Here is a 20,885-nt window from a genome sequence, read left to right on the forward strand (position 1 = left end):
CGCGCCGTGACAGGCACGCGCCGTCCAAGCATGTGTCGTGGCCGCGGGCAGTCGGCAGCCCGACTTGCGGCTGTGGCGGGCGGGGAATCGGCGGTTCCCCGCAGGCCGCCGCCTCCATCTCAGCTGTCTCTGGGCCCAGTACGGCTCAGGTGGTGACGATGACGATGACGGCGTTGCTCCCCTGCGGTCAGAGGGCGGCTTCACGGTGCCCTCGGTGTGGTGTTGCCTCAGCGTGCCGCTGCCCGGCGGAGTACATCGGACGCTGCCCCACCTGTGCGCGGTGCCGGTGGCTCCTCGGCGAACGCCGTCGGTTCCGAGGCGGCGTTGGGCCGACGGCCGCCGCGACCCTCGCCCAGCACCTGCCAGCCGTCACGCGTCAACGTGATGTACGCGCCGCATCGCAGCCCATGCAGCGTGCACGCGTCGCGCAGCCCCCACATCCAGGCCCCGTCCTCCTCCGTCCAAGGGGCATCGCCCTCGCGGCAGTAGAGCAGTACGGCGGTGCGGACAGGCGTGCGTAGGCGGAGATCATGCGGAATGACGCGGCGCAGCTGTGACAGCAGCGCATTGCGGAACACCCAGCCGTCCGTCGCGGATGCGCGCCGGCTGAAGGAGGCGCTCGCCCTGAGCCGCTCATCCGGGTCCAGCACGGCCACCACCGCGGTCGCGGGCGTCGGCCGATGCCGGGCGTGCAGGCCACTGACGACCTCACGTGGATTGCGCAACAGCGGTATGCCTGCCGATGCCCATTCGGCGGGCTCCAGCATCCGGGCAAGTCGGCTGGCGGAGTCGACGGCCATCGCGGCAGACGCCGCAGCAGGACTGGACGGAGCGAATCCGAAGGTCACGATCCTCCCTTCGGCTACATGCCCACACGGGGCGGGGTGGGGTCGGGCTTGGGGGAGCGCACCGCGGAGAGCCCCTTCAGAGCAGAGAGGGCTGTGCGGGAGCGATTCCAATTCTTCCCGGCGCAGTGCCTTGCGGCAACGAGCAATTGAGACCGCTGATCGAAATGCGGTGATTCGCTTTTTATATCCCTGGCCAGGGCTGCGAAACGATGCCACGGTCATCCCTGTACGGCAAGGACGAGCGGCAAAACGCCCTCGGCACCTGCTCGGCGAAGGAGCCGGGCGGCCGTCGCCAGTGTCCAACCGGTCTCTGTCACATCGTCGATGAGCAGGACAGGGCCCCGAGCCTCAGCGAGTGCCGCAGCCAGTGCAGGGGACACGGTGAGGGCACCGTTCAGCGCCTTCAGCCGCTGCGCGCTGTTGCTGCGCGACGCGTGCAGGGTGTCGGCCGCGGGCGAGTAGTCCACGGAACCCAGCAGGGGAAGGCGGCCGACCTCCGCGATCCGTACGGCGAGCGACTGGATCAACTGCGGCCGCGTGCGCGACGCCATGGTGACGAGGCCGACCGGACGGGCCTGGGCGTCGGGCGCACCGGACGCCCAACCGCCGGGCCCCTTCGCCCAGTCCGCCAGCACGCCCACCACGGCGTTCGCCACATCGTCCGGCACCGGTCCGTCCTGAGCGCGGGGAGCGAGCATGGGTCGCAGCCGATTGCCCCAGCCGATGTCCGAAAGCCGCCCCAGAGCCCGGCCGACGGCGGCCTGTTCGCTTGCTGGGATGCGTCCCTTGAGACTGATGCCCACTGCTTCGAGACCGGTCGGCCACATCTTCCTGGGCTCCACCTCGGCGCCCGCTCGCCCGAGTTCACCGCGCGCCGCGGCCAGCGCTGCCGGAGACGCGACGTCGCTGAACCGAGCGCCGGCGCAGGTGTCGCAGCGGCCGCACGGAGCTGCTTCCTCGTCGTCCAGCTGCCTTCTCAGGAACTCCATCCGGCACCCGGTCGTCGTGGCGTACTCGCGCATCGCCTGCTGCTCGGCCTCCCGCTGCTTGGCGACCCACGCATAGCGCTCGGCGTCATACGTCCAGGGCGCTCCGGTTGTGATCCAGCCGCCCTTGACCCGCCGTACCGCACCGTCCACGTCGAGGACCTTGAGCATCGTTTCAAGACGGGACCGGCGCAGCTCCACGAGCGGTTCGAGAGCGGGAAGCGACAGCGGCCGGCCCGCGTGCGACAGGGCGTCGAGCGTGCGCCGCACCTGCTCCTCGGGCGGGAACGCGACCGACGCGAAGTACTTCCAGATGGCCTCGTCCTCCTTGCCCGGAAGCAGCAGCACCTCTGCATGCTCGACGCCGCGGCCGGCGCGCCCGACCTGCTGGTAGTAGGCGATGGGGGAGGAGGGCGAACCCAGGTGGACCACGAATCCGAGGTCGGGTTTGTCGAAGCCCATGCCCAGCGCGGACGTGGCCACCAGCGCCTTCACGCGGTTGGCGAGAAGATCGTCCTCCGCCTGCTGCCGGTCGGCGTTCTCCGTCTTCCCGGTGTACGACGCAACCGTGTGACCGCTCTGGCGCAGGAAGGCCGTGACCTCCTCGGCCGCCGCGACGGTCAGTGTGTAGATGATCCCCGAACCCGGCAGGTCGCTGAGATGCTCGGCGAGCCAGGCCAGCCGGTGCGCGGCGTCGGGCAGTCTCAGCACACTCAGGCTCAGGCTCTCCCGGTCGAGCGGTCCGCGCAGCACCAGCGCGTCCCCACTGCCGCCGGTGCCGAGCTGTTCGGCGACATCGGCCGTCACGCGCGCGTTGGCCGTCGCGGTGGTGGCCAGCACGGGGACTCCCGTCGGAAGATCGCTGAGCATGGTGCGCAGCCGTCGGTAGTCGGGCCGGAAGTCGTGTCCCCAGTCGGAGATGCAGTGCGCCTCGTCGACCACCAGCAGGCCGGTGGCCGCCGACAGCTTGGGCAGGACATGATCGCGGAAATCGGGGTTGTTGAGGCGCTCCGGACTCACGAGCAGAACGTCGACCTCGCCCGAGGCCACTTCGGCCTGGATGGCGTCCCACTCCTCCGGGTTCGACGAGTTGATGGTGCGAGCGTGGATGCCTGCGCGCCCGGCCGCCTCGACCTGGTTGCGCATGAGAGCCAGCAGCGGGGAAACGATGACGGTGGGGCCGCTGCCCTGCCGACGCAGCAGGGCGGTCGCGACGAAGTACACGGCGGACTTGCCCCAGCCGGTGCGCTGCACGACCAGAGCCCTGCGTTTGTCGGCGACGAGGGCCTCGATCGCCCGCCACTGATCCTCGCGCAGCCGGGCGTCTCCCGTCCGGTCACCGACGAGACGGGCGAGAACGGCATCAGCCGCCGTACGCAGTTCTTCGTTGCTCATGCCCCCATGCAACCCGATGGGTCGGACATCGCGCGAATGGGTCCGCGGGGCTGTGGACAACCTCTGTCGTGTTCCTGACTGGAGTTATCCACAAGGGAACCGGAAGATTGAAATCCGCGGGAAGGTCGGCGCATGACGAATCACCACGACTCCACAGACGCCGCCGAACCTGGCGACATCACGACCCCTTCCGGAAACGCCATGGCGACTCCTTCCGGGCACGGCGGGTCGGTTCCTTCCGGACGCGGCGGACCTGCACCTTCCGGGCATGGCCGGTCCGCTCCTTCCGGACGCGGCGATTCCCCGGATCTGGCCGCTGACCAGCAGATCACTCTGCGCACCGCGTCGGAACTGGCCGATGCCCTGCCGTACTTGCTCGGATACCGGCCGGAGGACAGCATCGTGCTCGTCACGGTGCACGACCGGAACGGGCGCGGGCGTTTCGGCGCCCGTGCGCGGCTCGGTATCCCCGAGCGCGAGGAGGACTGGCCGTCCGTCGCACAGCAGTTGGCCCAGTGTCTCGTGACGGGCAGCGAGCGGCGCGGCGCCCGACCCGAGGGCATGGTCGTCTTCCTCTGTCGGGACCCCGCAGGGGTCGAATCCGGGCAGCAGATCATGGAACGTCTGCGGCCGCTCGCGCAGTTGCTGCGCACGGCCTGCGGCGGTCTCGACGTCCCCGTGGTCGAGGCGCTGTGCATCTCCGGCGGTCGCTCATGGTCCTACTGCTGCCCGGGAGATCGCTGCTGTCCTCCGGAAGGCGTCTCGCTCGGGCTTCCCGGCACCTCGGTCCTGGCGGCTGCCGCCACCTACGCGGGCATGCAGGTCCGCGGCACGCTGCGTGAGCTGAGGGCCAGGCTCATTCCCTGGGGAACCCAAGCAACAGTTGACGAACAGGAGCAGGCCCTCGACGCGGCAGTCATGACGCTCGTCCCGCGGATGCTGGACGAAGCGGAGGGTGCGAGCGTCGCGGCGGAGACCCTCGAGCTCGCCCGCCGGATCATCGGGCGACTCGCCGACACCCCGCCGGCCGGCGGCACGCACCGAGCCGATCTCAGGGATGACGAGCTGATCGCACACGACGAGGCGGCGGCGCTGATCCTCGGGCTGCAGGACCGGACGACGCGTGATCAGGCAGCCGAGTGGATGGAGGGCGACGAGGCCCCTGCGGCTCTGCGTCTCTGGAGGGCGCTGGCGCGCCGCTGCGTCGGTGCCTACGGCGAGCACGCCGCGGCCCCACTGACGCTCGCAGGCTGGGTCGCCTGGTCGCTCGGGGACGAGCTGGAAGGCAGGGAGGCGCTGGCCATGGCCCTCGGCGCAGACCCGGGTTATACGTTCGCCGTCCTGCTGCACCGGGCCTGCAACGAAGGCCTGGACCCGGAGTCCATCCGCCGCTGCCTGCGCAGCGAGCGAGCCGAGCGGGAGGCTGCGGCACCGGACCCGGACCCGGACCAGGTCCCGTCGTCCTGCACGCCCGCCGCCCACGCGCCGCTCGCAACGCTCCGCGCGCAGCCCTCGGGCATGGGCCGTCCCGCTGTGCCCGTTGGCCCGGACCAGCGGCGCCGCAGGTCAGGTCAAGGAGGCGGCCCCGGAGCGAAGGGCAAACGCGCCGGCCAGTCGAGCACCCGCCCCGCTGCCCGGCGACGCGTCGGCCGGCGTACGGCGCGCACCGACCAATGAGCAACGCATCCGCGTGATCACAAACTGCGTCGACACGGAACCGGCGCGCCCGGCGCGGGGTCCGTGACGGAACCGAGTGATCACAGAACCGAGTGATCACGAAAGCGCATGATCCCTGCGCCCGCCGCCAAGGCCTGGGCGGCGATCCGAGGCTCCGCCGGGACCGGTGACGCTGTGTGCCCCCCGGCAGCGCTCAGCGGCTCAGGCCGGGTCCGCCGGACCAGCACGGACAACACGTCATGGAGCGTCATCGGAGCGCAGTGGATCAGTCCTGGAAGCACCGTAGAAGGGAGTGTTTATCGTCAGTGAGACGACTATGATCGCGGCATGCCCTACGACCCGTCAGCCTTTCCGCCTTTCGCCGTCACTGTCGACCTGGTCGTACTGACCGTGCGCCGTCACTCGCTGTGCGCGCTGGTGGTGCGGCGGGGTGAACCCCCGTTCCAGGGGCGGTGGGCGCTACCCGGTGGATTCGTGAGGGCGGACGAAGACCTCGCGGCGGCGGCGGCTCGGGAGCTGGCTGAGGAGACGGGGCTGTGCGCGCACGACCCTGCCGCCCCGGCGCAGAGCAACGGCGCCCATCTCGAGCAGCTCGCCACTTACGGTGACCCGAAGCGTGATCCGCGGATGCGTGTGGTCAGTGTCGCCCACCTTGTGCTCGCCCCGGACCTGCCTGCTCCCCGGGCCGGTGGGGACGCGTACAGCGCGCGTTGGGCACCCGTCGAGGCGCTGCTCAACCAAGGTGGCTACGGTCGCGAGGGTGAGCAGGCGGCCCCGCTCGCCTTCGATCACGCACAGATCCTGGCGGACGGTGTGGAGCGTGCCAGGTCGAAGATCGAGTACTCGTCACTCGCCACCGCCTTCTGTCCGGCGGAGTTCACCGTAGGCGAGCTGCGCCGGGTGTACGAGGCGGTGTGGGGAGTCGCCCTCGACCCTCGCAACTTCCATCGCAAGGTGACCGGCACCGTCGGCTTTCTGGTGCCCACCGGCGGTACCACGACCCGCCAGGGCGGTCGCCCGGCGCAGTTGTTCCGCGCGGGTGGAGCGACGCTGCTGAACCCGCCGATGCTGCGCCCGGAAGTCTGACCGCACCACCATCCGGTACCGCCGGGTCGGTTGGGGTCGTCGCGTGTCATCGCCGAGCGGGGCGTGTCCGTCACGGGCGGCCAACGGGTTGGACCGGACTGCTTCCCGGCTACCCCGTGTCTCTCCGCACCGCCACGCCAACGGCCCTCGATCCGGCGGGTCATCGGACATTCCGATAAGGAGTGCACGGTGGCCAGTGCGCCGGACTGCCGAGCAACCACGGCTGACACCCGCGTAGACCCCTGCCCGAAAAGACGGGAATGTCGCGCTATCTTGCTGCCGTATCCGCGGTCCCGTCCGTCCTGAACCGGCGGACGAGTCCAGGCCGCCGAGCTCCGGCCGCCGAGCGGTCGCACCTCCGGTGAGGGAAGCGATGATCCAGGCCATCGGACTGACCAGCAATCCGCGAAAGAAGCTGCCGCCTGCAGTCGACGACGTGACCTTCGAGGCGCTCCCCGGCCATGTCACGGCGCTCCTCGGTGGCCCGGCCTCGGGCAAGACGACAACGCTGAGGCTGATGCTCGAACTCCAACCGGGCCGCGGAGTCACTTACTTCAGAAACCGCCGCCTGCACTGCATGCCCCATCCCTCCCGAGAAGTGGGCGTCCTTCTGGGCGAGGTCCTGGGCCATCCGGCGCGTACGGTCCGCGGTCATCTGCGGATGCTCTGCGCGGCCGCAGGGGTGCCCGCGCAGCGCGCCGACGAAGTGCTCGAGGCGGTGGGGTTGGTAAGCCTCCGCGGCGAGCGGCTCGACACACTCTCCCGGGGACTGGACCGCCGCCTCGGTCTGGCCTGTGCCCTGCTGGCGGACCCGCACACCCTGGTTCTGGACGTCCCGGCCGAGGGTCTGTCCGCCCGTGAGGGCCGTTGGCTGCACGGGACTCTGCGCGCGCACGCGGCCAAGGGGGGCACCGTCCTGTTCAGTACGGACGATCCCAAGGGGGCCGCGCAGACGTCCGACCGCGTAGTGACCCTGGATGCGGGCAGAGTCGTCGCCGACCAGGGGGTTGCGGAGTTCGCCCGCACCCGGCTTCGGCCGCGCGTCGCCGTCCGTACACCCTACGCGGCCAGGCTCGGCCTGTTGCTCACCAAGGAGGCACGGGCCGGGCAGCGTTCCATCGAGGTGATCAAGGAGGACGGCAACCGGCTTTCCGTGTACGGAAGCACTTGCGCGGACGTCGGCGAGATCGCCTACCGTCACGGCATTCTTGTCCACCAACTCGCCGACGAAGTCGGCGACATGGGGCCGAAGCCCATCACCACGTCGCCTGAGCACACCGCTCGCCCCCACCACGCTCCTCCCTTGGAATCCGAGTCCGACCTCCCCGAAGCCCCACCTGCTCCAGACCCACGACAGGAGGCCTCGGCTCAACGGCATGAGGCGCCGTGTCAACCGCAGGACGCCCCTGCTCAACGGCAGGACACTCCGGCCCAACGGCACGAGACCCCGGCCCCACGCCTGGACAACCGCCGCCATCCCGCCACACGTACAGAGTCTGATCCGCCGCCGCAGCTCCCGCCTCCCATCACCGTCCGCCCTGCCCGCGGCCCGCTCCGGCCCCTGCGCTACGAGCTGTACCGAGCGGCCGGAGTCGGCACGGGCTATGTCACGGCTGCCGTCGTACTCGCCGTCTCGGCGTTCGTCTCCCTGTTCCTCGCCAGATCAGGACACACATCGCAGTCACGCGTGCTCGCAGCGTGGCCCCAGGAGCTCCCGCTGCCGCCGACCGCCCTCGGCGCCGGACTCCTGGGCGCTTTCGCCTTCGGCGACGAGTTCCGCCATCCCGCCCTCGCCACGGACCGCGGCACCGTCCCCCGGCGCCTGGGGCTTCTCTGCGCCAAGCTGGGCGTGGCAGCGGCCACCGCACTGCTGCTGGCGTTTCTGACCGTCGGCTGTGACGCCGCCCTGCTGCAACTCGTATACGGACCGGAACTGACCAGGGTTCCTGTGGACTGGCTGTCGCTGAGCGCCAGTTGGTTCGGTGTCGTCGCGGGATGCGCCTGGGCCGGTGTGCTGGCCGCTGGAATCTTCCGTTCCACGACCGCCGGACTCGCGGCAGTCGTCTCCGTGCCGGTTGTTGTCGTACCGCTCGTACAGAAGGCCCTGGAAAGGCCCTCCGCGCGCTCCGCGGCCGGATTCCCGGGACGGCTGCGTGATCTCGCCTTCGGTCAGTGGCCGTTCGGGGCCGAGAGATACCTGGCCGCGGGCGTGCGGATGATCATTCAACCGGTGGGCGGTGCGCTGACGTTGTGTTTGACCGCCCTGCTGTGTGCTTATGGGCTCACGGCGCTGCGCAGCCGGGTCCGCTGACCATCGTCGGCGCGATCTCGTTTCCGTGGTGCCCGCAACTTCCCGTAGAACGCTCATTTCTGTCCGATAAGGCGTCAATTGCGGCAGGGTAAGCGATCACCCTTTCGTGTGCTTTTCACCAAAGCCCTCAAGGGAGTTGGGGACCGCGCCGACAAAAGATCCGTGAGTACCCTTGCGCACACCATGATGACCGCCGCCCGTCCCGCCGACTCCGGCCTCGCCGGCCCGGGCGAACTCGACCGCTACCCCTACGCCGAGGCCCCTGCCGCCAACCGCGTCGGCGCCCCCGCCTGGGAAGGCGGCGACTCGGAGCTGGGCCGTGTGGGCCGGCGCGCCGCCGGCAGTCGCGGCCGCGGGCTGCACGGCCAACTCGTACAACAGCTGGGTCAGATGATCGTCTCCGGCGACCTGGGCGCGGACCGCCCGCTGGTCCCCGAGGAGATCGGCCAGCGGTTCGAGGTCTCCCGCACCGTCGTCCGCGAGTCGCTGCGCGTACTCGAGGCCAAGGGCCTCGTCAGCGCCCGGCCCAACGTGGGGACGCGCGTGCGCCCGGTCAGCGACTGGAATCTCCTGGACCCGGACATCATCGAGTGGCGGGCCTTCGGGCCGCAGCGGGACGACCAGCGGCGTGAGCTGAGCGAACTGCGCTGGACGATCGAGCCGCTCGCCGCCCGTCTCGCCGCCGGGCACGGACGTGAGGACGTCCAGCAGCGCCTGTCCGACATGGTCGAGATCATGGGGCACGCCCTGGGGCAGGGGGACGCCGTCACGTTCTCCCGCGCCGACGCGGAGTTCCACTCGCTGCTCATCCAGGTCGCTGGCAACCGCATGCTGGAGCACCTGTCCGGCATCGTCTCGGCGGCCCTCCAGGTCTCCGGGGGCCCGGTCACGGCCTGTGACCGCCCGAACGAGGCGTCCCTCGCGCTCCACTCCCGCATCGTCGAGACGCTCCCCGCCGGCGACGGAGCGGGCGCCGAGGCGGCCATGCGCCAACTGCTCACCGTCCATCCAGAGGTCGAGCGCGTGGTGCCGGCCCCTCGCGAGCACTGACAGCAGGACTGGCGACCGCAGGCCAGTGCCTGGCCCGGCGACGCGAGGGTGGAGGCGCCGCCGGGCCCGTTTGTGGGCACATGCAAGGCAAAGGTGATCGAGCCGGCCCCGAGACGTGATCGTATTTGACCGTATCTAGGTGCTTTTGAGTGCTTACGTGGTGTGACTCGGGCCACGCAGATTGGGCGTAACGCTCCTGGGAACAACGCGATGACCTAAGAGGTGACAGTCGAGGAGGGAATACAGCCGCCGTTGACGGCGCTGTTCATCTCCCCGGCCCCCGCCCGCGCCCGTCGGCTCATCCCCAAGTCGGCGGTCGTCGGCTCCGGTCCACACGGGACGGGGCCGTAAGCCGTTTTCCAACGTTCCGAGAGGTTGTTCGTGTCGGCCAGCACATCCCGTACGCTCCCGCCGGAGATCACCGAGTCCGTCTCTGTCATGGCGCTCATCGAGCGGGGAAAGGCTGATGGGCAGATCGCCGGCGATGACGTGCGTCGGGCCTTCGAAGCTGACCAGATTCCGGCCACTCAGTGGAAGAACGTACTGCGCAGCCTCAACCAGATCCTCGAGGAAGAGGGTGTGACGCTGATGGTCAGTGCCGCCGAGCCCAAGCGCACCCGCAAGAGCGTCGCAGCGAAGAGTCCGGCCAAGCGCACCGCAACCAAGACGGTGGCGGCCAAGACGGCCACGGTCAAGAAGGCCACCGCCGCCGCCCCGGAGGCGCCGGCCGCCGACGCCACCGCTGAAGAGGCTGCGACCGCCCAGAAGCCCACGGTCAAGAAGGCCACGGCCAAGAAGGCGGTTGCCAAGAAGACCGTCGCGAAGAAGACGACGGCCAAGAAGACCACCAAGGGCGATGACGAGGAGATCCTGGACGACGAGCTCGTCGAGGAGACCGCAGGCGCGGCCAAGCCCGGCGCCGATGAGCCCGCCGAGGACGGCGCACAGGGCTTCGTCCTGTCCGACGAGGACGAGGACGACGCTCCCGCGCAGCAGGTGGCGGCCGCCGGCGCCACCGCCGACCCCGTCAAGGACTACCTGAAGCAGATCGGCAAGGTCCCCCTCCTCAACGCCGAGCAGGAGGTGGAGCTCGCCAAGCGCATCGAGGCCGGTCTGTTCGCCGAGGACAAGCTGGCCAACGCCGACAAGCTGGCGCCGAAGCTCAAGCGCGAGCTGGAGATCATCGCCGAGGACGGCCGCCGCGCCAAGAACCACCTGCTGGAGGCCAACCTCCGCCTGGTCGTCTCGCTCGCCAAGCGGTACACGGGTCGCGGCATGCTCTTCCTGGACCTCATCCAGGAGGGCAACCTCGGTCTGATCCGCGCGGTCGAGAAGTTCGACTACACCAAGGGCTACAAGTTCTCCACGTACGCCACCTGGTGGATCCGTCAGGCGATCACCCGCGCCATGGCCGACCAGGCCCGCACCATCCGTATCCCGGTGCACATGGTCGAGGTCATCAACAAGCTCGCGCGCGTGCAGCGCCAGATGCTCCAGGACCTGGGCCGCGAGCCCACCCCGGAGGAGCTGGCCAAGGAGCTCGACATGACCCCCGAGAAGGTCATCGAGGTCCAGAAGTACGGCCGCGAGCCCATCTCCCTGCACACCCCCCTGGGCGAGGACGGCGACAGCGAGTTCGGTGACCTCATTGAGGACTCCGAGGCGGTCGTCCCGGCGGACGCGGTCAGCTTCACGCTCCTCCAGGAGCAGCTGCACTCCGTGCTGGACACGCTCTCCGAGCGTGAGGCGGGCGTCGTGTCCATGCGTTTCGGCCTCACCGACGGTCAGCCGAAGACCCTCGACGAGATCGGCAAGGTCTACGGCGTCACGCGTGAGCGCATCCGCCAGATCGAGTCCAAGACGATGTCGAAGCTGCGCCACCCCTCGCGCTCCCAGGTGCTGCGCGACTACCTCGACTAGTCGCCACGTCGACCCAGAAAGGCCCGGACGCCTCCCCTGTGAGGCGTCCGGGCCTTTTCATTGCGTCCTTGTGTGACCTCCTGCTGCGCCATGGCGCGATGCTGCGCGCACGTGCGAGCCATGCGGTCCTGGATCACCCTGGGTGTGCCGTTGCAACTCAGAGTAAGGAGCGTGTATGCGTTCTCCCCTTGCCAAGGCCCTGAGGGGCGGGCTGGCCATGGCAGCCGCGGCGGCCGTACTGCCGCTGGCTGCGCCGACACCCGCCGCGGCTGACGGCATAGTCGTCGGAGGTACCCCGGTCGATGTGGCCGACAGCCCGTGGGTGGTGGCGCTGTCCAGCCGTGACCGATTCGGGGGTACGCGCGCGGGGCAGTTCTGCGGGGGAGTACTCGTCGGGCGGTCGACCGTGCTCACCGCGGCCCACTGCATGAGCGAGGAAGTCCTCGGCGGGCCGGCGAGCCGCATGGACGATCTGAAGGTCATCGCGGGACGCAACGATCTCCGCGCCAAGAACGGCCGGGAGATCCCGGTACGTCGCGTCTCGATCAACCCCGAGCACAGCAGCGTCACGAACGCCGGAGACGCGGCGCTCCTCACGCTGGCCACCCCGCTTCCCCAGAGCTACGTGATCCCCATGGCACGGCAGGGGGACCCGGCGTACGCACCGGAAACCAGGGCCACTGTCTACGGCTGGGGTGACACCACGGGCGCCGGCCAGTACTCACGCACGCTGCGCGCCGCGCAGGTGAGGGTGCTGCCGGACGCGCTCTGCAAGAAGGCGTACCCGGGAACGAGGGAAGGGACCTATGTCGCCGCATCCATGCTGTGCGCGGGGGAGCGCGCAGGCGGCCGGGACGCCTGCCAGGGGGACAGCGGCGGTCCGCTGGTCGCCAAAGGGCGGCTGGTCGGCCTCGTCTCCTGGGGGAGCGGCTGCGGATGGGCGGGCAGCCCTGGGGTCTACACGCGGGTGTCAGCCGTGATCAGGCCGCTCGGCCTGGGTGGCTGACCGCGAGTGCCTCCGTCCACGTACCAGACCGGGCGGCTGCCCTGAATGCGCAGGCAGCCGCCCGGTCACCGGCCTGATGCCGGAACTGGCTCGTCGTGGATGCGAGGTGTCAGCGTTCCTCTTCGGTGGCGGACGCCGGAGCGGTCGTCAGCCGCTCGGTCTCGTCCTGTATCTCAGCGGCGATCTTCTTGAGTTCCGGCTCGAACTTGCGCCCGTGGTGGGCACAGAAGAGCAGCTCACCGCCGCTGAGCAGGACGACGCGCAGGTATGCCTGGGCGCCGCAGCGGTCGCAGCGATCAGCGGCCGTCAGTGGGCTCGCGGGGGTCAGAACAGTAGTCACGTCGCCTCTTCTCTAGCTCGACGAGCTGTCGTACCAGGGTCAACATCCAACCAGCCCCAAAACGTTCCCGCTCGTGGCTTTTCCTCGAAAAATCTTTGCGAGGCGGCTGTCTGCTGCCGGTTGGCGGCGAATGTGCCGTATTGCATGTATTTGCGTCGTACGGTTTCGCGCTGTCTTTTCAGGTCCGCCCTCCCGGCTGGGTTGCCGGTTGTTCATGAGGACGTGCCCCGAGGCTAAATGGTTCATGCCTCGAAGGGAACGTGATGTGCGCTTCACTCCATCGAAGGATCGAACAGGCATGCGACTCTGGACTACCCTGAACTCGGTCTAGGGTGGCGTTACAACGGCTCTATCAGGCCTCGGTACCCTCTGACCGGCGACCGAAGCCGGCCCCTCCCCCACAAGGGGCCCACCAGAAATTCAGCGAGGAGCGAACCGCGTGACCGCCGAGACGTCCGTGCCGTCCACAGCGCTGCTGACCGGAGCAGACCGGGACGGTTCCAACTACACCGCGCGGCACCTTCTCGTCCTCGAGGGGCTCGAAGCCGTCCGCAAGCGCCCTGGCATGTACATCGGCTCGACCGACAGCCGCGGCCTCATGCACTGCCTCTGGGAGATCATCGACAACTCCGTCGACGAGGCCCTGGGCGGGTACTGCGACCACATCGAGGTGATCCTCCACGACGACGCGTCCGTGGAGGTGCGGGACAACGGCCGGGGCATCCCCGTCGACGTGGAGCCCAAGACGGGTCTCTCCGGCGTCGAGGTCGTGATGACCAAGCTCCACGCGGGCGGCAAGTTCGGCGGCGGCTCGTACGCCGCCTCGGGCGGTCTGCACGGCGTGGGTGCCTCCGTGGTGAACGCGCTGTCCTCTCGACTGGACGTGGAGGTGGACCGGGCCGGAAGCACGCATGCCATCAGCTTCCGGCGCGGCGTTCCGGGTGCGTTCAAGGGCGAGGGCCCGAACGCGTCCTTCGACACGGCGGCGCGCCTGCGCAAGGTCAAGAAGATCCCGAGGGCCCGGACCGGCACGCGCGTGCGTTACTGGGCCGACCGCCAGATCTTCCTCAAGGACGCCAAGCTCTCCCTGGAGACGCTGCACCAGCGCGCCCGGCAGACCGCTTTCCTGGTCCCGGGCCTGACGATCGTGGTCCGCGACGAGTACGGCCTGGGGGAGGACGGCAGCAAGGGCGAGGAGTCCTTCCGCTTCGACGGCGGAATCAGCGAGTTCTGCGAGTTCCTGGCGCCGGACAAGCCGGTCTGCGACGTCCTCCGGCTCTCCGGGCAGGGCACGTTCAAGGAGACCGTGCCGGTCCTTGACGACCGGGGCCACATGACGCCCACCGAGGTCACCCGTGAGCTCGGCGTGGACGTCGCGCTGCGGTGGGGCACCGGGTACGAGACCACGGTCAGGTCCTTCGTCAACATCATCGCCACCCCCAAGGGCGGCACCCACCTCACCGGCTTCGAACGCTCTGTGACCAAGACCGTGAACGAGGTGCTGCGGGCCCAGAAGCTGCTGCGCGTGGCCGAGGACGACATCGTCAAGGACGACGCCCTCGAAGGGCTCACCGCCGTCGTGACCGTGCGCCTCGCGGAACCCCAGTTCGAGGGTCAGACCAAGGAGGTCCTGGGCACCTCGGCTGCCAACCGTATCGTCGCGAACGTCGTGGCCAAGGAGCTCAAGGAGTTCCTGACGTCCACCAAGCGGGACGCGAAGGCGCAGGCCCGCGCGGTCCTGGAGAAGGCCGTCGCGGCGGCCCGTACGCGCATCGCGGCGCGCCAGCACAAGGAGGCGCAGCGCCGGAAGACGGCGCTGGAGTCCTCGTCGCTGCCCGCCAAGCTCGCCGACTGTCGCAGCGACGACGTGGAGCGGAGCGAGCTCTTCATCGTCGAGGGTGACTCCGCGCTCGGCACGGCCAAGCTCGCGCGGAACTCCGAGTTCCAGGCGCTGCTGCCGATCCGCGGCAAGATCCTCAACGTTCAGAAGTCCTCGATCTCGGACATGCTGAAGAACGCAGAGTGCGGTGCGATCATCCAGGTCATAGGGGCGGGATCGGGCCGGACCTTCGACATCGACGCAGCACGCTACGGCAAGATCATCATGATGACCGACGCCGATGTGGACGGCTCGCACATCCGGACCCTGCTTCTGACGCTGTTCCACCGCTACATGCGGCCCATGGTCGAATCGGGCCGGGTGTTCGCCGCGGTGCCGCCGCTGCACCGCATCGAGCTCATCCAGCCGAAGAAGGGCCAGGACAAGTACGTCTACACGTACTCGGACCGCGAACTTCGCGACAAGCTCCTGGAGTTCCAGAGCAAGGGCGTCCGGTACAAGGACTCGATCCAGCGGTACAAGGGTCTCGGCGAGATGGACGCAGACCAGCTGGCCGAGACGACGATGGATCCGCGCCACCGCACGCTGCGCCGGATCAACCTCTCCGATCTGGAGTCGGCGGAGCAGGTCTTCGATCTGCTGATGGGCAACGAGGTCGCGCCGCGCAAGGAGTTCATCACCGGTTCGGCAGCGACGCTGGACCGGTCACGGATCGACGCGTAGGACAGTGCAGGGCACGGTGACGTGCGGGTGTACGGCACCGTGCCCACGTTGAAGGGCACGCGCGCCCCAAAGCGCGCCACCGGAGGGGTCTTTTCAGCGTGACTCCACCCTGGGGTGGAGCCACCGCCTTCCCGAGACTCCACCCGGGATCCACCTCGGCTCCGATCTTCTGACCTCGCGTTCTCCGTAGCGTCGAAGGCGTCGTTCATCCTCGCTCTTCCCCGTCTACGGAGGCCGTGATGTCCGGGCTGTTCGATGTCCTGGTGATCCTTGCTGTCGTCATCCTCGTGGTCGTGCGTCAGTTCCGGGCACGGCAGATATCGGCGGACAGGCGCTGGTGGGTCGTGCCCGGCGTACTGATCTTCATATCGCTGCGTGAGCCCGGTCTGTTCGACGCTCACCATCCGGCGGAGTCGGCCGCCCTGCTCGCTGCCGAGTTGCTGATCGGTCTTGCCACCGGTGCAGGATGGGCCTGGACCACGCGCGTGTGGATGGCGCCGGACGGTGCCGTGTGGAGCAAGAGCACCAAGGCCAGCGTCCTCGTCTGGCTGGCCGGCATAGGCCTTCGACTGGGACTCTTCGGCACCGGTGCCCTGCTCGGAGTTCATCAGGGCACTGCTGCACTGATGCTTGCGCTCGCGGTGACTCTGTTGGTCCGCTCCGGAATCCTGGTCTGGCGCTCTCAGTCTCTGAGCACAGCTGTCGTCGGGGTCCCGTCGCACGGTGAGGGCGTGTCCCCACGGTCGTGGAAGTGGAAGGAGCGCGTGTGACGTACAACGCGTGGACGCGCTGGCCCTCGCGGGAAGCCCTCTCCCGTGTCGGCGTCTCGCGGGCACGGCGGCTGATCGCCTGGACCACGCGCACGTTGGCCCTCGGCTTGCTGCTGTGGACGACCTTCAACAGCGGCCATGCCAACGGCTGGGGTGCGGCGGGCGCCGTGGTGCTCGTCGTTCTCTGCGGGCTGGCCGGCTGGGCTTTCTTCCGCACCACGTTCCAGCATCGCCTGCTGCCCTCGCTGGGCCTGCTCACTGTCCTGTTGGGCATCGCGACTCTGGCCCAGAGCACCGGCTTCCGGGTTGCGGCGCTCGTGCTGTGGTGTGCCTGCGCCGTCAGCGCCATGGAGCGGCTGCCCCTGGCGGCCGCGGTGCCGGTCACTTCAGTCGCGCTGGGCGCGTACGCCGTGGTCAACAACGACGTCTGGCTGACCACGGCGGCCACCGCCACGGGCATCGCCCTCGCCGGGTACGTACTGCGTCTCGACGCCGAGGCACGTGGCAACGCCCAGCAGCTGCTCGCCCAGGAGCGGGCGGCCCGGGAGGCCGAGGCGGAGTCCGCGGCGCTGGCGGAACGCACCCGCATCGCCAGGGAGATCCACGATGTCCTGGCGCACAGCCTCTCGGCGCAGCTTGTCCACCTGGAGGCCGCTCGGCTGCTCATCGAACGTGGCGCGGACCCGAAGCAGATACTCGAACGGGTGGTGGCGGCACGGGGCATGGCTCGCGACGGCCTTGCGGAGACGCGACAGGCGCTTTCCGCGCTGCGTGGCGAGATGTCCCCCTTGGAAGAGGCCCTGAGAGAGCTGGTGGGCAGCGCTGAGACCGGTGCTGATGTCACTGTGACGGGTGAACGTCGGCCCCTCCCGGCCGAGGCCTCGCAGGCGGTCCGCCGAGTCGCGCAGGAGGCCATGACGAACGCACGCAAGCACGCACCAGGCGCCAAGATCCGCATACGACTCGACTACGGCAAGCACGAAGTGACCCTGGACGTAAGGGACTCGGGCGGACGTCCAGGTGAACTGGCACACACCGGAGCCGGGTACGGTCTGCTGGGCATGCGGGAGCGTGCCGAGCTGCTCGGCGGCTCTCTGGAGGCCGGGCCGTACGAGGAGGGGTTCGCGGTGACGTTGAAGGTGCCCATATGACGCAGGAGGACGGCAGGCCGCCCGCCCGTGTGGTGGTCGCCGACGATCAGACCATCGTGCGTGAAGGCATCGTGATGCTGCTCGGGCTGCTGCCCGGCGTCGAGGTCGTCGGGGCTGCCGGTGACGGCGAGGAAGCCGTACGCCTCGTGGCCGAACTGGCCCCGGACGTCGTCCTGATGGATCTGCGCATGCCCCGCTGCGACGGCGTCGAGGCGACCCGGCGCATTCGTACGGAACACCCCGGCACCCAGGTCGTCGTGCTCACCACCTTCGCGGACGACGATTCGCTCTTCCCGGCCCTCGAGGCGGGCGCGCGAGGCTATCTCACCAAGGACGCCGGTGGCGACGAGATCGTGCGGGCCGTGGAGAGCGTGCGCTCGGGGCACGCGGGACTCTCGCCGAGGATCCAACGGCGGTTGCTGGAGCGATTGTCCCAGCCCGAGGCCACCATCTCTGTGGCGGAGTCTCCAGACGGCCTCACCGCCCGTGAGACCGAGGTTCTCGTACTGATCGCCGATGGCCTGACCAACCAGCAGATCGCCCGCAAGCTGCATGTCTCCACCGCCACGGTGAAGACACACATCAACAACCTGTTCGCCAAGACGGGACTCAAGGATCGCGCTCAGGCCGTGCGATATGCCTATCGGCACGGTCTCGCTGAGTCGCCGGCGCTCCGAATCACCTGATGGGGTGAAGAGACGGGATTGAAGAGTTCGAGAACTTCCCGTTCTGTCCATCCTTGGGCACGTGGCCGAAAAGGCCTGCGGACAAGGAGAGTTCGGTGGAGAAGTACGACGGCGGCGAGGCGGCGCGGGTCCGGCCCGATGATCCCTGGTACGACGCGCTCGCCTCCGGCTGGGACGAGTTGGACGGTGCGGGGGCGCGCGCTTCCGCTGTTCCGCACGCGCGCCGGCAGCCGGAGGGACGGACGGGTACCGCCGCCGAGATCTACCTGGAGGTGCAGCGCAGCCCGGCCTTCCAGGAGGTGCGCAGCCGGTACCGGAGATTCGTTTTCCCCGGGGTCGCCGTCTTCTTCACCTGGTACGTCGCGTACCTCGTGGCCGCAACGACGGCGCCCGACCTGATGGCGCGGCCCGTCGCGGGCGCGGTGAACGTCGCGATGCTCGCGGGCCTCGGCCAGTTTCTCTCCACGTTCCTGCTCACGTGGGCATACGCCCGGCACGCCCGGTTGCGCAGGGACCGGGCGGCTCTCGAACTCAGATGGAACACACAGGAGCTGACCCGGGAGACCGAGCGTTGACGGACGATCATCAGACTCTGGCGCTGTTGCTCTTCAGCGCGTTCGTGGCGGTCACACTGGCGATCACCACCTGGGTGAGCCGCAGCCGGCAGGGCTCGGCGGAGGAGTTCTACGCAGGCGGACGTCTGTTCAGCCCGATGGAGAACGGCTTCGCCATCGCGGGCGACTACATGTCGGCGGCCTCGTTCCTCGGAGTCACCGGCCTCATCGCGCTGTTCGGCTACGACGGCCTGCTGTACTCGGTGGGCTTTCTCGTCGCCTGGCTCGTGGTGCTCTACCTGGTGGCCGAACTGGTCCGCAACTGCGGGCGGTTCACACTCGCGGACGTCGTGGCCGCACGGATGAGCGAGCGGCCGGTCCGTATCGCGGCGGGAACCTCCTCGGTGACCGTGTGCGTTCTGTATCTGGTGGCGCAGATGGTGGGGGCGGGCAGCCTGGTCGGGCTGCTGCTCGGGGGTACAAGCGGGGCGGCGCGGACCTGGACCGTGATCGGCGTCGGCGCACTCATGGTCATCTATGTGTCGATGGGAGGGATGCGAGCCACCACCTGGATCCAGATCGTCAAGGCGGTCCTGCTGCTGAGCGGCGCGATCGCGTTGACCACGCTCGTCCTGGTGCGGTTCCACGGCGACTTCAACGCGCTGCTGCGCACTGCGGCTGAGCGCAGTGGGCACGGCGATGCCTACCTGGCGCCCGGGCTGACGTACGGCGCCGACTGGACCGCGCGGTTCGACTTCATCAGCCTCGGGCTCGCACTGGTGCTGGGGACGGCCGGGCTGCCGCACATCCTGTCCCGCTTCTACACCGTGCCGACCGCGCGGGCCGCACGCCGCTCGGCCGTCTGGTCCATCGGCCTCATCGGCAGCTTCTACCTGATGACGATCGTGCTCGGCTTCGGCGCGGCGGCGCTGGTGGGATCCGATGCGGTGCGCGCGTCCAACGCGTCCGGGAACACCGCGGTGCCGCTGTTGGCGCTTGATCTCGGCGGCGGCGCGGACTCCACGGGTGGAACGGTTCTGTTCGCGGTCGTCACTGCGGTCGCCTTCGCCACGATCCTCGCCGTCGTCGCCGGTGCCACGCTTGCCTCATCGGCTTCCGTGGCCCACGACCTGTACGCGTCACTGCGCCGTCCCGGCGGGAAGCGGCGCAGCGAGGTGGTGGTGGCGCGCGTTGCCGCGGTCGGGATCGGTGCCGTTGCGATCGCCCTGAGCCTGCTCGCCCGCGACCTCAATGTGGCGTTCCTGGTGGGCCTGGCCTTCGCTGTCGCGGCCTCCGCCAATCTGCCTGTACTGCTGTACTCGTTGTTCTGGCGGAGCTTCACCACGCGTGGTGCGGTGTGGTCGGTCTACGGGGGTCTGGTGCCGGCACTCGTGCTTGTGGCGCTGTCCCCTGTGGTCTCGGGGAGCCCGGACTCGATCTTCCCGGGTGTGGACGTGCAGTACTTCCCGCTGGAGAATCCCGGCCTGGTGTCAATCCCGCTCGGCTTCCTCGCAGGATGGTTCGGCACGGTCACGTCGCCGGAGCTGCCGGACGAGGCGAAGCACGCGGAGACGGAGGTTCGCTCGCTCACCGGAGCGGGGGCGGTGTGACGGCGCTCGCCCACCCCTGGCGCCCGGTCGTATCGGAGCCCTACGGGTGTACCGCGGAGGCCTCAGGGCGTCGGAGGCCTCAGGGCGTCACCCAGGCGTACCGGTGCTCGGGCCGCCCCGTGTCCCCGTACTTGAGTGAAAGCCGCAGCCTCCCAGCCTGCTCGAGGTGGCGCAGATAGCGCTGGGCGGTGGCCCGGCTGAGCCCGGTCTCGGCGGCCACCTCGTGGGCCGACAGCGGATGGTCGGCGCGGTGCAGCACACTGCAGATCAGATCGGTGGTCGGCTCCGAGTGACCGCGTGGCAGACCAGGCGACGAAGGGGCGGGCACGGTTCGCAGCGCGCCGAAGATCCGGTCGATCTGCTCCTGTCCGCCCACGCCGCCCCGGCCGCCCACCCGATCGACGGTGCGGCGAAGCGCGGCATAGGAGTCGAGCCGGGCGCGCAGCGCGGCGAAGGTGAACGGCTTGACCAGATAGTGCAGCGCGCCGAGGCGCATCGCGGACTGCACGGTGACGACGTCGCTCGCCGCCGTGATCATGATGACGTCGGTGCCGTAACCGCGTTCGTGGATCCGGTGGACCAGTTCGAGCCCCGTCTGGTCGGGCAGGTAGTGGTCGAGCAGCATCAGGTCGATCTGCTCGCGCTCCACCGTGGCCAGCGCCTGGGCGGCGCTGTGGGCGCGTGCCATGACCCGGAAGCCGGGAACCCTTCCCACGTACTTGGCGTTGATCTCGGCGACACGGAAGTCGTCGTCCACGACCAGAACGTCGATCATCGGGCCTCTTTCCCTCAAGCCCAGGCGAGCTGTTAAGCCCGTGTTTCGGCTCAGCTGTTGTAGCGCGAGCAAAACGAGCACAACAGTCCTTTGCAAGCAGAAGATGGGGTTGCGCCCAGAAGACTGATGCTGTGTCCGGTGCGTCTCTACGGTCCCG

General features: G+C 69.2%; 16 protein-coding genes. 12 read left to right on the plus strand and 4 right to left on the minus strand.

All coding sequences use genetic code 11. The features are described 5' to 3' along the window. Window positions 1-227 precede the first annotated feature (227 nt). Entirely contained in the window at window positions 228-848 is a 621-nt protein-coding gene (locus ABT009_RS26945; protein ID WP_351300050.1) for a hypothetical protein, read from the minus strand. Between the two features lie 218 nt (window positions 849-1,066). Further along, window positions 1,067-3,229 (minus strand): RecQ family ATP-dependent DNA helicase, encoded by a 2,163-nt coding sequence (locus tag ABT009_RS26950; RefSeq protein ID WP_351300053.1) that lies wholly within the window; start codon window positions 3,227-3,229, stop codon window positions 1,067-1,069. Window positions 3,230-3,361: 132 nt separating this feature from the next. Here ABT009_RS26950 and ABT009_RS26955 point away from each other — a divergent pair, with 132 nt between their 5' ends. The 6 genes from ABT009_RS26955 (at window position 3,362) to ABT009_RS26980 (ending at window position 12,279) form a co-directional block, all read left to right on the plus strand. Then, window positions 3,362-4,906, plus strand: a complete 1,545-nt coding sequence (locus ABT009_RS26955) for a DUF4192 domain-containing protein (RefSeq protein ID WP_351300056.1) — start codon at window positions 3,362-3,364, stop codon at window positions 4,904-4,906. A gap of 327 nt (window positions 4,907-5,233) precedes the next feature. Then, entirely contained in the window at window positions 5,234-5,992 is a 759-nt protein-coding gene (locus tag ABT009_RS26960; RefSeq protein WP_351300059.1) for an NUDIX hydrolase, read from the plus strand. A gap of 373 nt (window positions 5,993-6,365) precedes the next feature. Continuing rightward, window positions 6,366-8,303, plus strand: a complete 1,938-nt coding sequence (locus ABT009_RS26965) for an ATP-binding cassette domain-containing protein (protein WP_351300062.1) — start codon at window positions 6,366-6,368, stop codon at window positions 8,301-8,303. 162 nt (window positions 8,304-8,465) lie between these two features. Further along, complete coding sequence (locus ABT009_RS26970) at window positions 8,466-9,353, plus strand: FadR/GntR family transcriptional regulator (protein ID WP_351300065.1); 888 nt, start codon at window positions 8,466-8,468, stop codon at window positions 9,351-9,353. A gap of 381 nt (window positions 9,354-9,734) precedes the next feature. Further along, the gene (locus ABT009_RS26975; protein WP_351300068.1) at window positions 9,735-11,273 is read left to right on the plus strand and encodes an RNA polymerase sigma factor; all 1,539 of its coding nucleotides are present in this window, start codon (window positions 9,735-9,737) and stop codon (window positions 11,271-11,273) included. Between the two features lie 175 nt (window positions 11,274-11,448). Beyond that, the gene (locus ABT009_RS26980; RefSeq protein WP_351300071.1) at window positions 11,449-12,279 is read left to right on the plus strand and encodes a S1 family serine peptidase; all 831 of its coding nucleotides are present in this window, start codon (window positions 11,449-11,451) and stop codon (window positions 12,277-12,279) included. Window positions 12,280-12,388: 109 nt separating this feature from the next. Here the strand turns inward: ABT009_RS26980 and ABT009_RS26985 are convergent, their stop codons facing one another. Then, complete coding sequence (locus tag ABT009_RS26985) at window positions 12,389-12,619, minus strand: DUF7455 domain-containing protein (protein ID WP_067274679.1); 231 nt, start codon at window positions 12,617-12,619, stop codon at window positions 12,389-12,391. A gap of 439 nt (window positions 12,620-13,058) precedes the next feature. Between ABT009_RS26985 and ABT009_RS26990 the strand changes: the two genes are divergently transcribed. The 6 genes from ABT009_RS26990 (at window position 13,059) to ABT009_RS27015 (ending at window position 19,953) form a co-directional block, all read left to right on the plus strand. Beyond that, window positions 13,059-15,182 carry a DNA gyrase/topoisomerase IV subunit B gene (locus ABT009_RS26990; RefSeq protein WP_351300075.1) on the plus strand — a complete coding sequence of 708 codons (2,124 nt, stop codon included), beginning with the start codon at window positions 13,059-13,061 and terminating at the stop codon, window positions 15,180-15,182. Between the two features lie 239 nt (window positions 15,183-15,421). Continuing rightward, window positions 15,422-15,952: a DUF1453 domain-containing protein gene (locus ABT009_RS26995; protein ID WP_351300078.1), complete on the plus strand. Its 531-nt coding sequence runs from the start codon at window positions 15,422-15,424 to the stop codon at window positions 15,950-15,952. Beyond that, a complete protein-coding gene (locus ABT009_RS27000) occupies window positions 15,949-17,103 on the plus strand; it encodes a histidine kinase (RefSeq protein ID WP_351300081.1) in 1,155 nt (384 codons plus the stop codon). The genes ABT009_RS26995 and ABT009_RS27000 overlap by 4 nt, the downstream gene beginning before the upstream one ends. Continuing rightward, window positions 17,100-17,789 (plus strand): response regulator transcription factor, encoded by a 690-nt coding sequence (locus tag ABT009_RS27005; RefSeq protein ID WP_351300084.1) that lies wholly within the window; start codon window positions 17,100-17,102, stop codon window positions 17,787-17,789. The genes ABT009_RS27000 and ABT009_RS27005 overlap by 4 nt, the downstream gene beginning before the upstream one ends. A gap of 95 nt (window positions 17,790-17,884) precedes the next feature. Further along, complete coding sequence (locus ABT009_RS27010; RefSeq protein ID WP_351300086.1) at window positions 17,885-18,364, plus strand: DUF485 domain-containing protein; 480 nt, start codon at window positions 17,885-17,887, stop codon at window positions 18,362-18,364. Then, entirely contained in the window at window positions 18,361-19,953 is a 1,593-nt protein-coding gene (locus ABT009_RS27015; RefSeq protein ID WP_351300089.1) for a monocarboxylic acid transporter, read from the plus strand. The genes ABT009_RS27010 and ABT009_RS27015 overlap by 4 nt, the downstream gene beginning before the upstream one ends. A gap of 79 nt (window positions 19,954-20,032) precedes the next feature. Here ABT009_RS27015 and ABT009_RS27020 read toward each other — a convergent pair whose 3' ends face one another. Further along, on the minus strand, window positions 20,033-20,728 hold the full coding sequence (locus tag ABT009_RS27020; protein ID WP_351300092.1) for a response regulator: 696 nt from the start codon (window positions 20,726-20,728) through the stop codon (window positions 20,033-20,035). Window positions 20,729-20,885: the final 157 nt, after the last annotated feature.

The sequence above is a fragment of the Streptomyces sp. NPDC002896 genome, from assembly GCF_040295225.1.
Classification (GTDB): Bacteria; Actinomycetota; Actinomycetes; order Streptomycetales; family Streptomycetaceae; genus Streptomyces.

Excerpts from the sequence above, each read along its gene's own strand:
- ABT009_RS26950 (WP_351300053.1), bottom strand. The coding sequence starts at position 3,229 with ATGAGCAACGAAGAACTGCGTACGGCGGCTGATGCCGTTCTCGCCCGT.
- ABT009_RS26955 (WP_351300056.1), top strand. The coding sequence starts at position 3,362 with ATGACGAATCACCACGACTCCACAGACGCCGCCGAACCTGGCGACATC.
- ABT009_RS26960 (WP_351300059.1), top strand. The coding sequence starts at position 5,234 with ATGCCCTACGACCCGTCAGCCTTTCCGCCTTTCGCCGTCACTGTCGAC.
- ABT009_RS26965 (WP_351300062.1), top strand. The coding sequence starts at position 6,366 with ATGATCCAGGCCATCGGACTGACCAGCAATCCGCGAAAGAAGCTGCCG.
- ABT009_RS26980 (WP_351300071.1), top strand. The coding sequence starts at position 11,449 with ATGCGTTCTCCCCTTGCCAAGGCCCTGAGGGGCGGGCTGGCCATGGCA.
- ABT009_RS26995 (WP_351300078.1), top strand. The coding sequence starts at position 15,422 with ATGTCCGGGCTGTTCGATGTCCTGGTGATCCTTGCTGTCGTCATCCTC.
- ABT009_RS27005 (WP_351300084.1), top strand. The coding sequence starts at position 17,100 with ATGACGCAGGAGGACGGCAGGCCGCCCGCCCGTGTGGTGGTCGCCGAC.
- ABT009_RS27020 (WP_351300092.1), bottom strand. The coding sequence starts at position 20,728 with ATGATCGACGTTCTGGTCGTGGACGACGACTTCCGTGTCGCCGAGATC.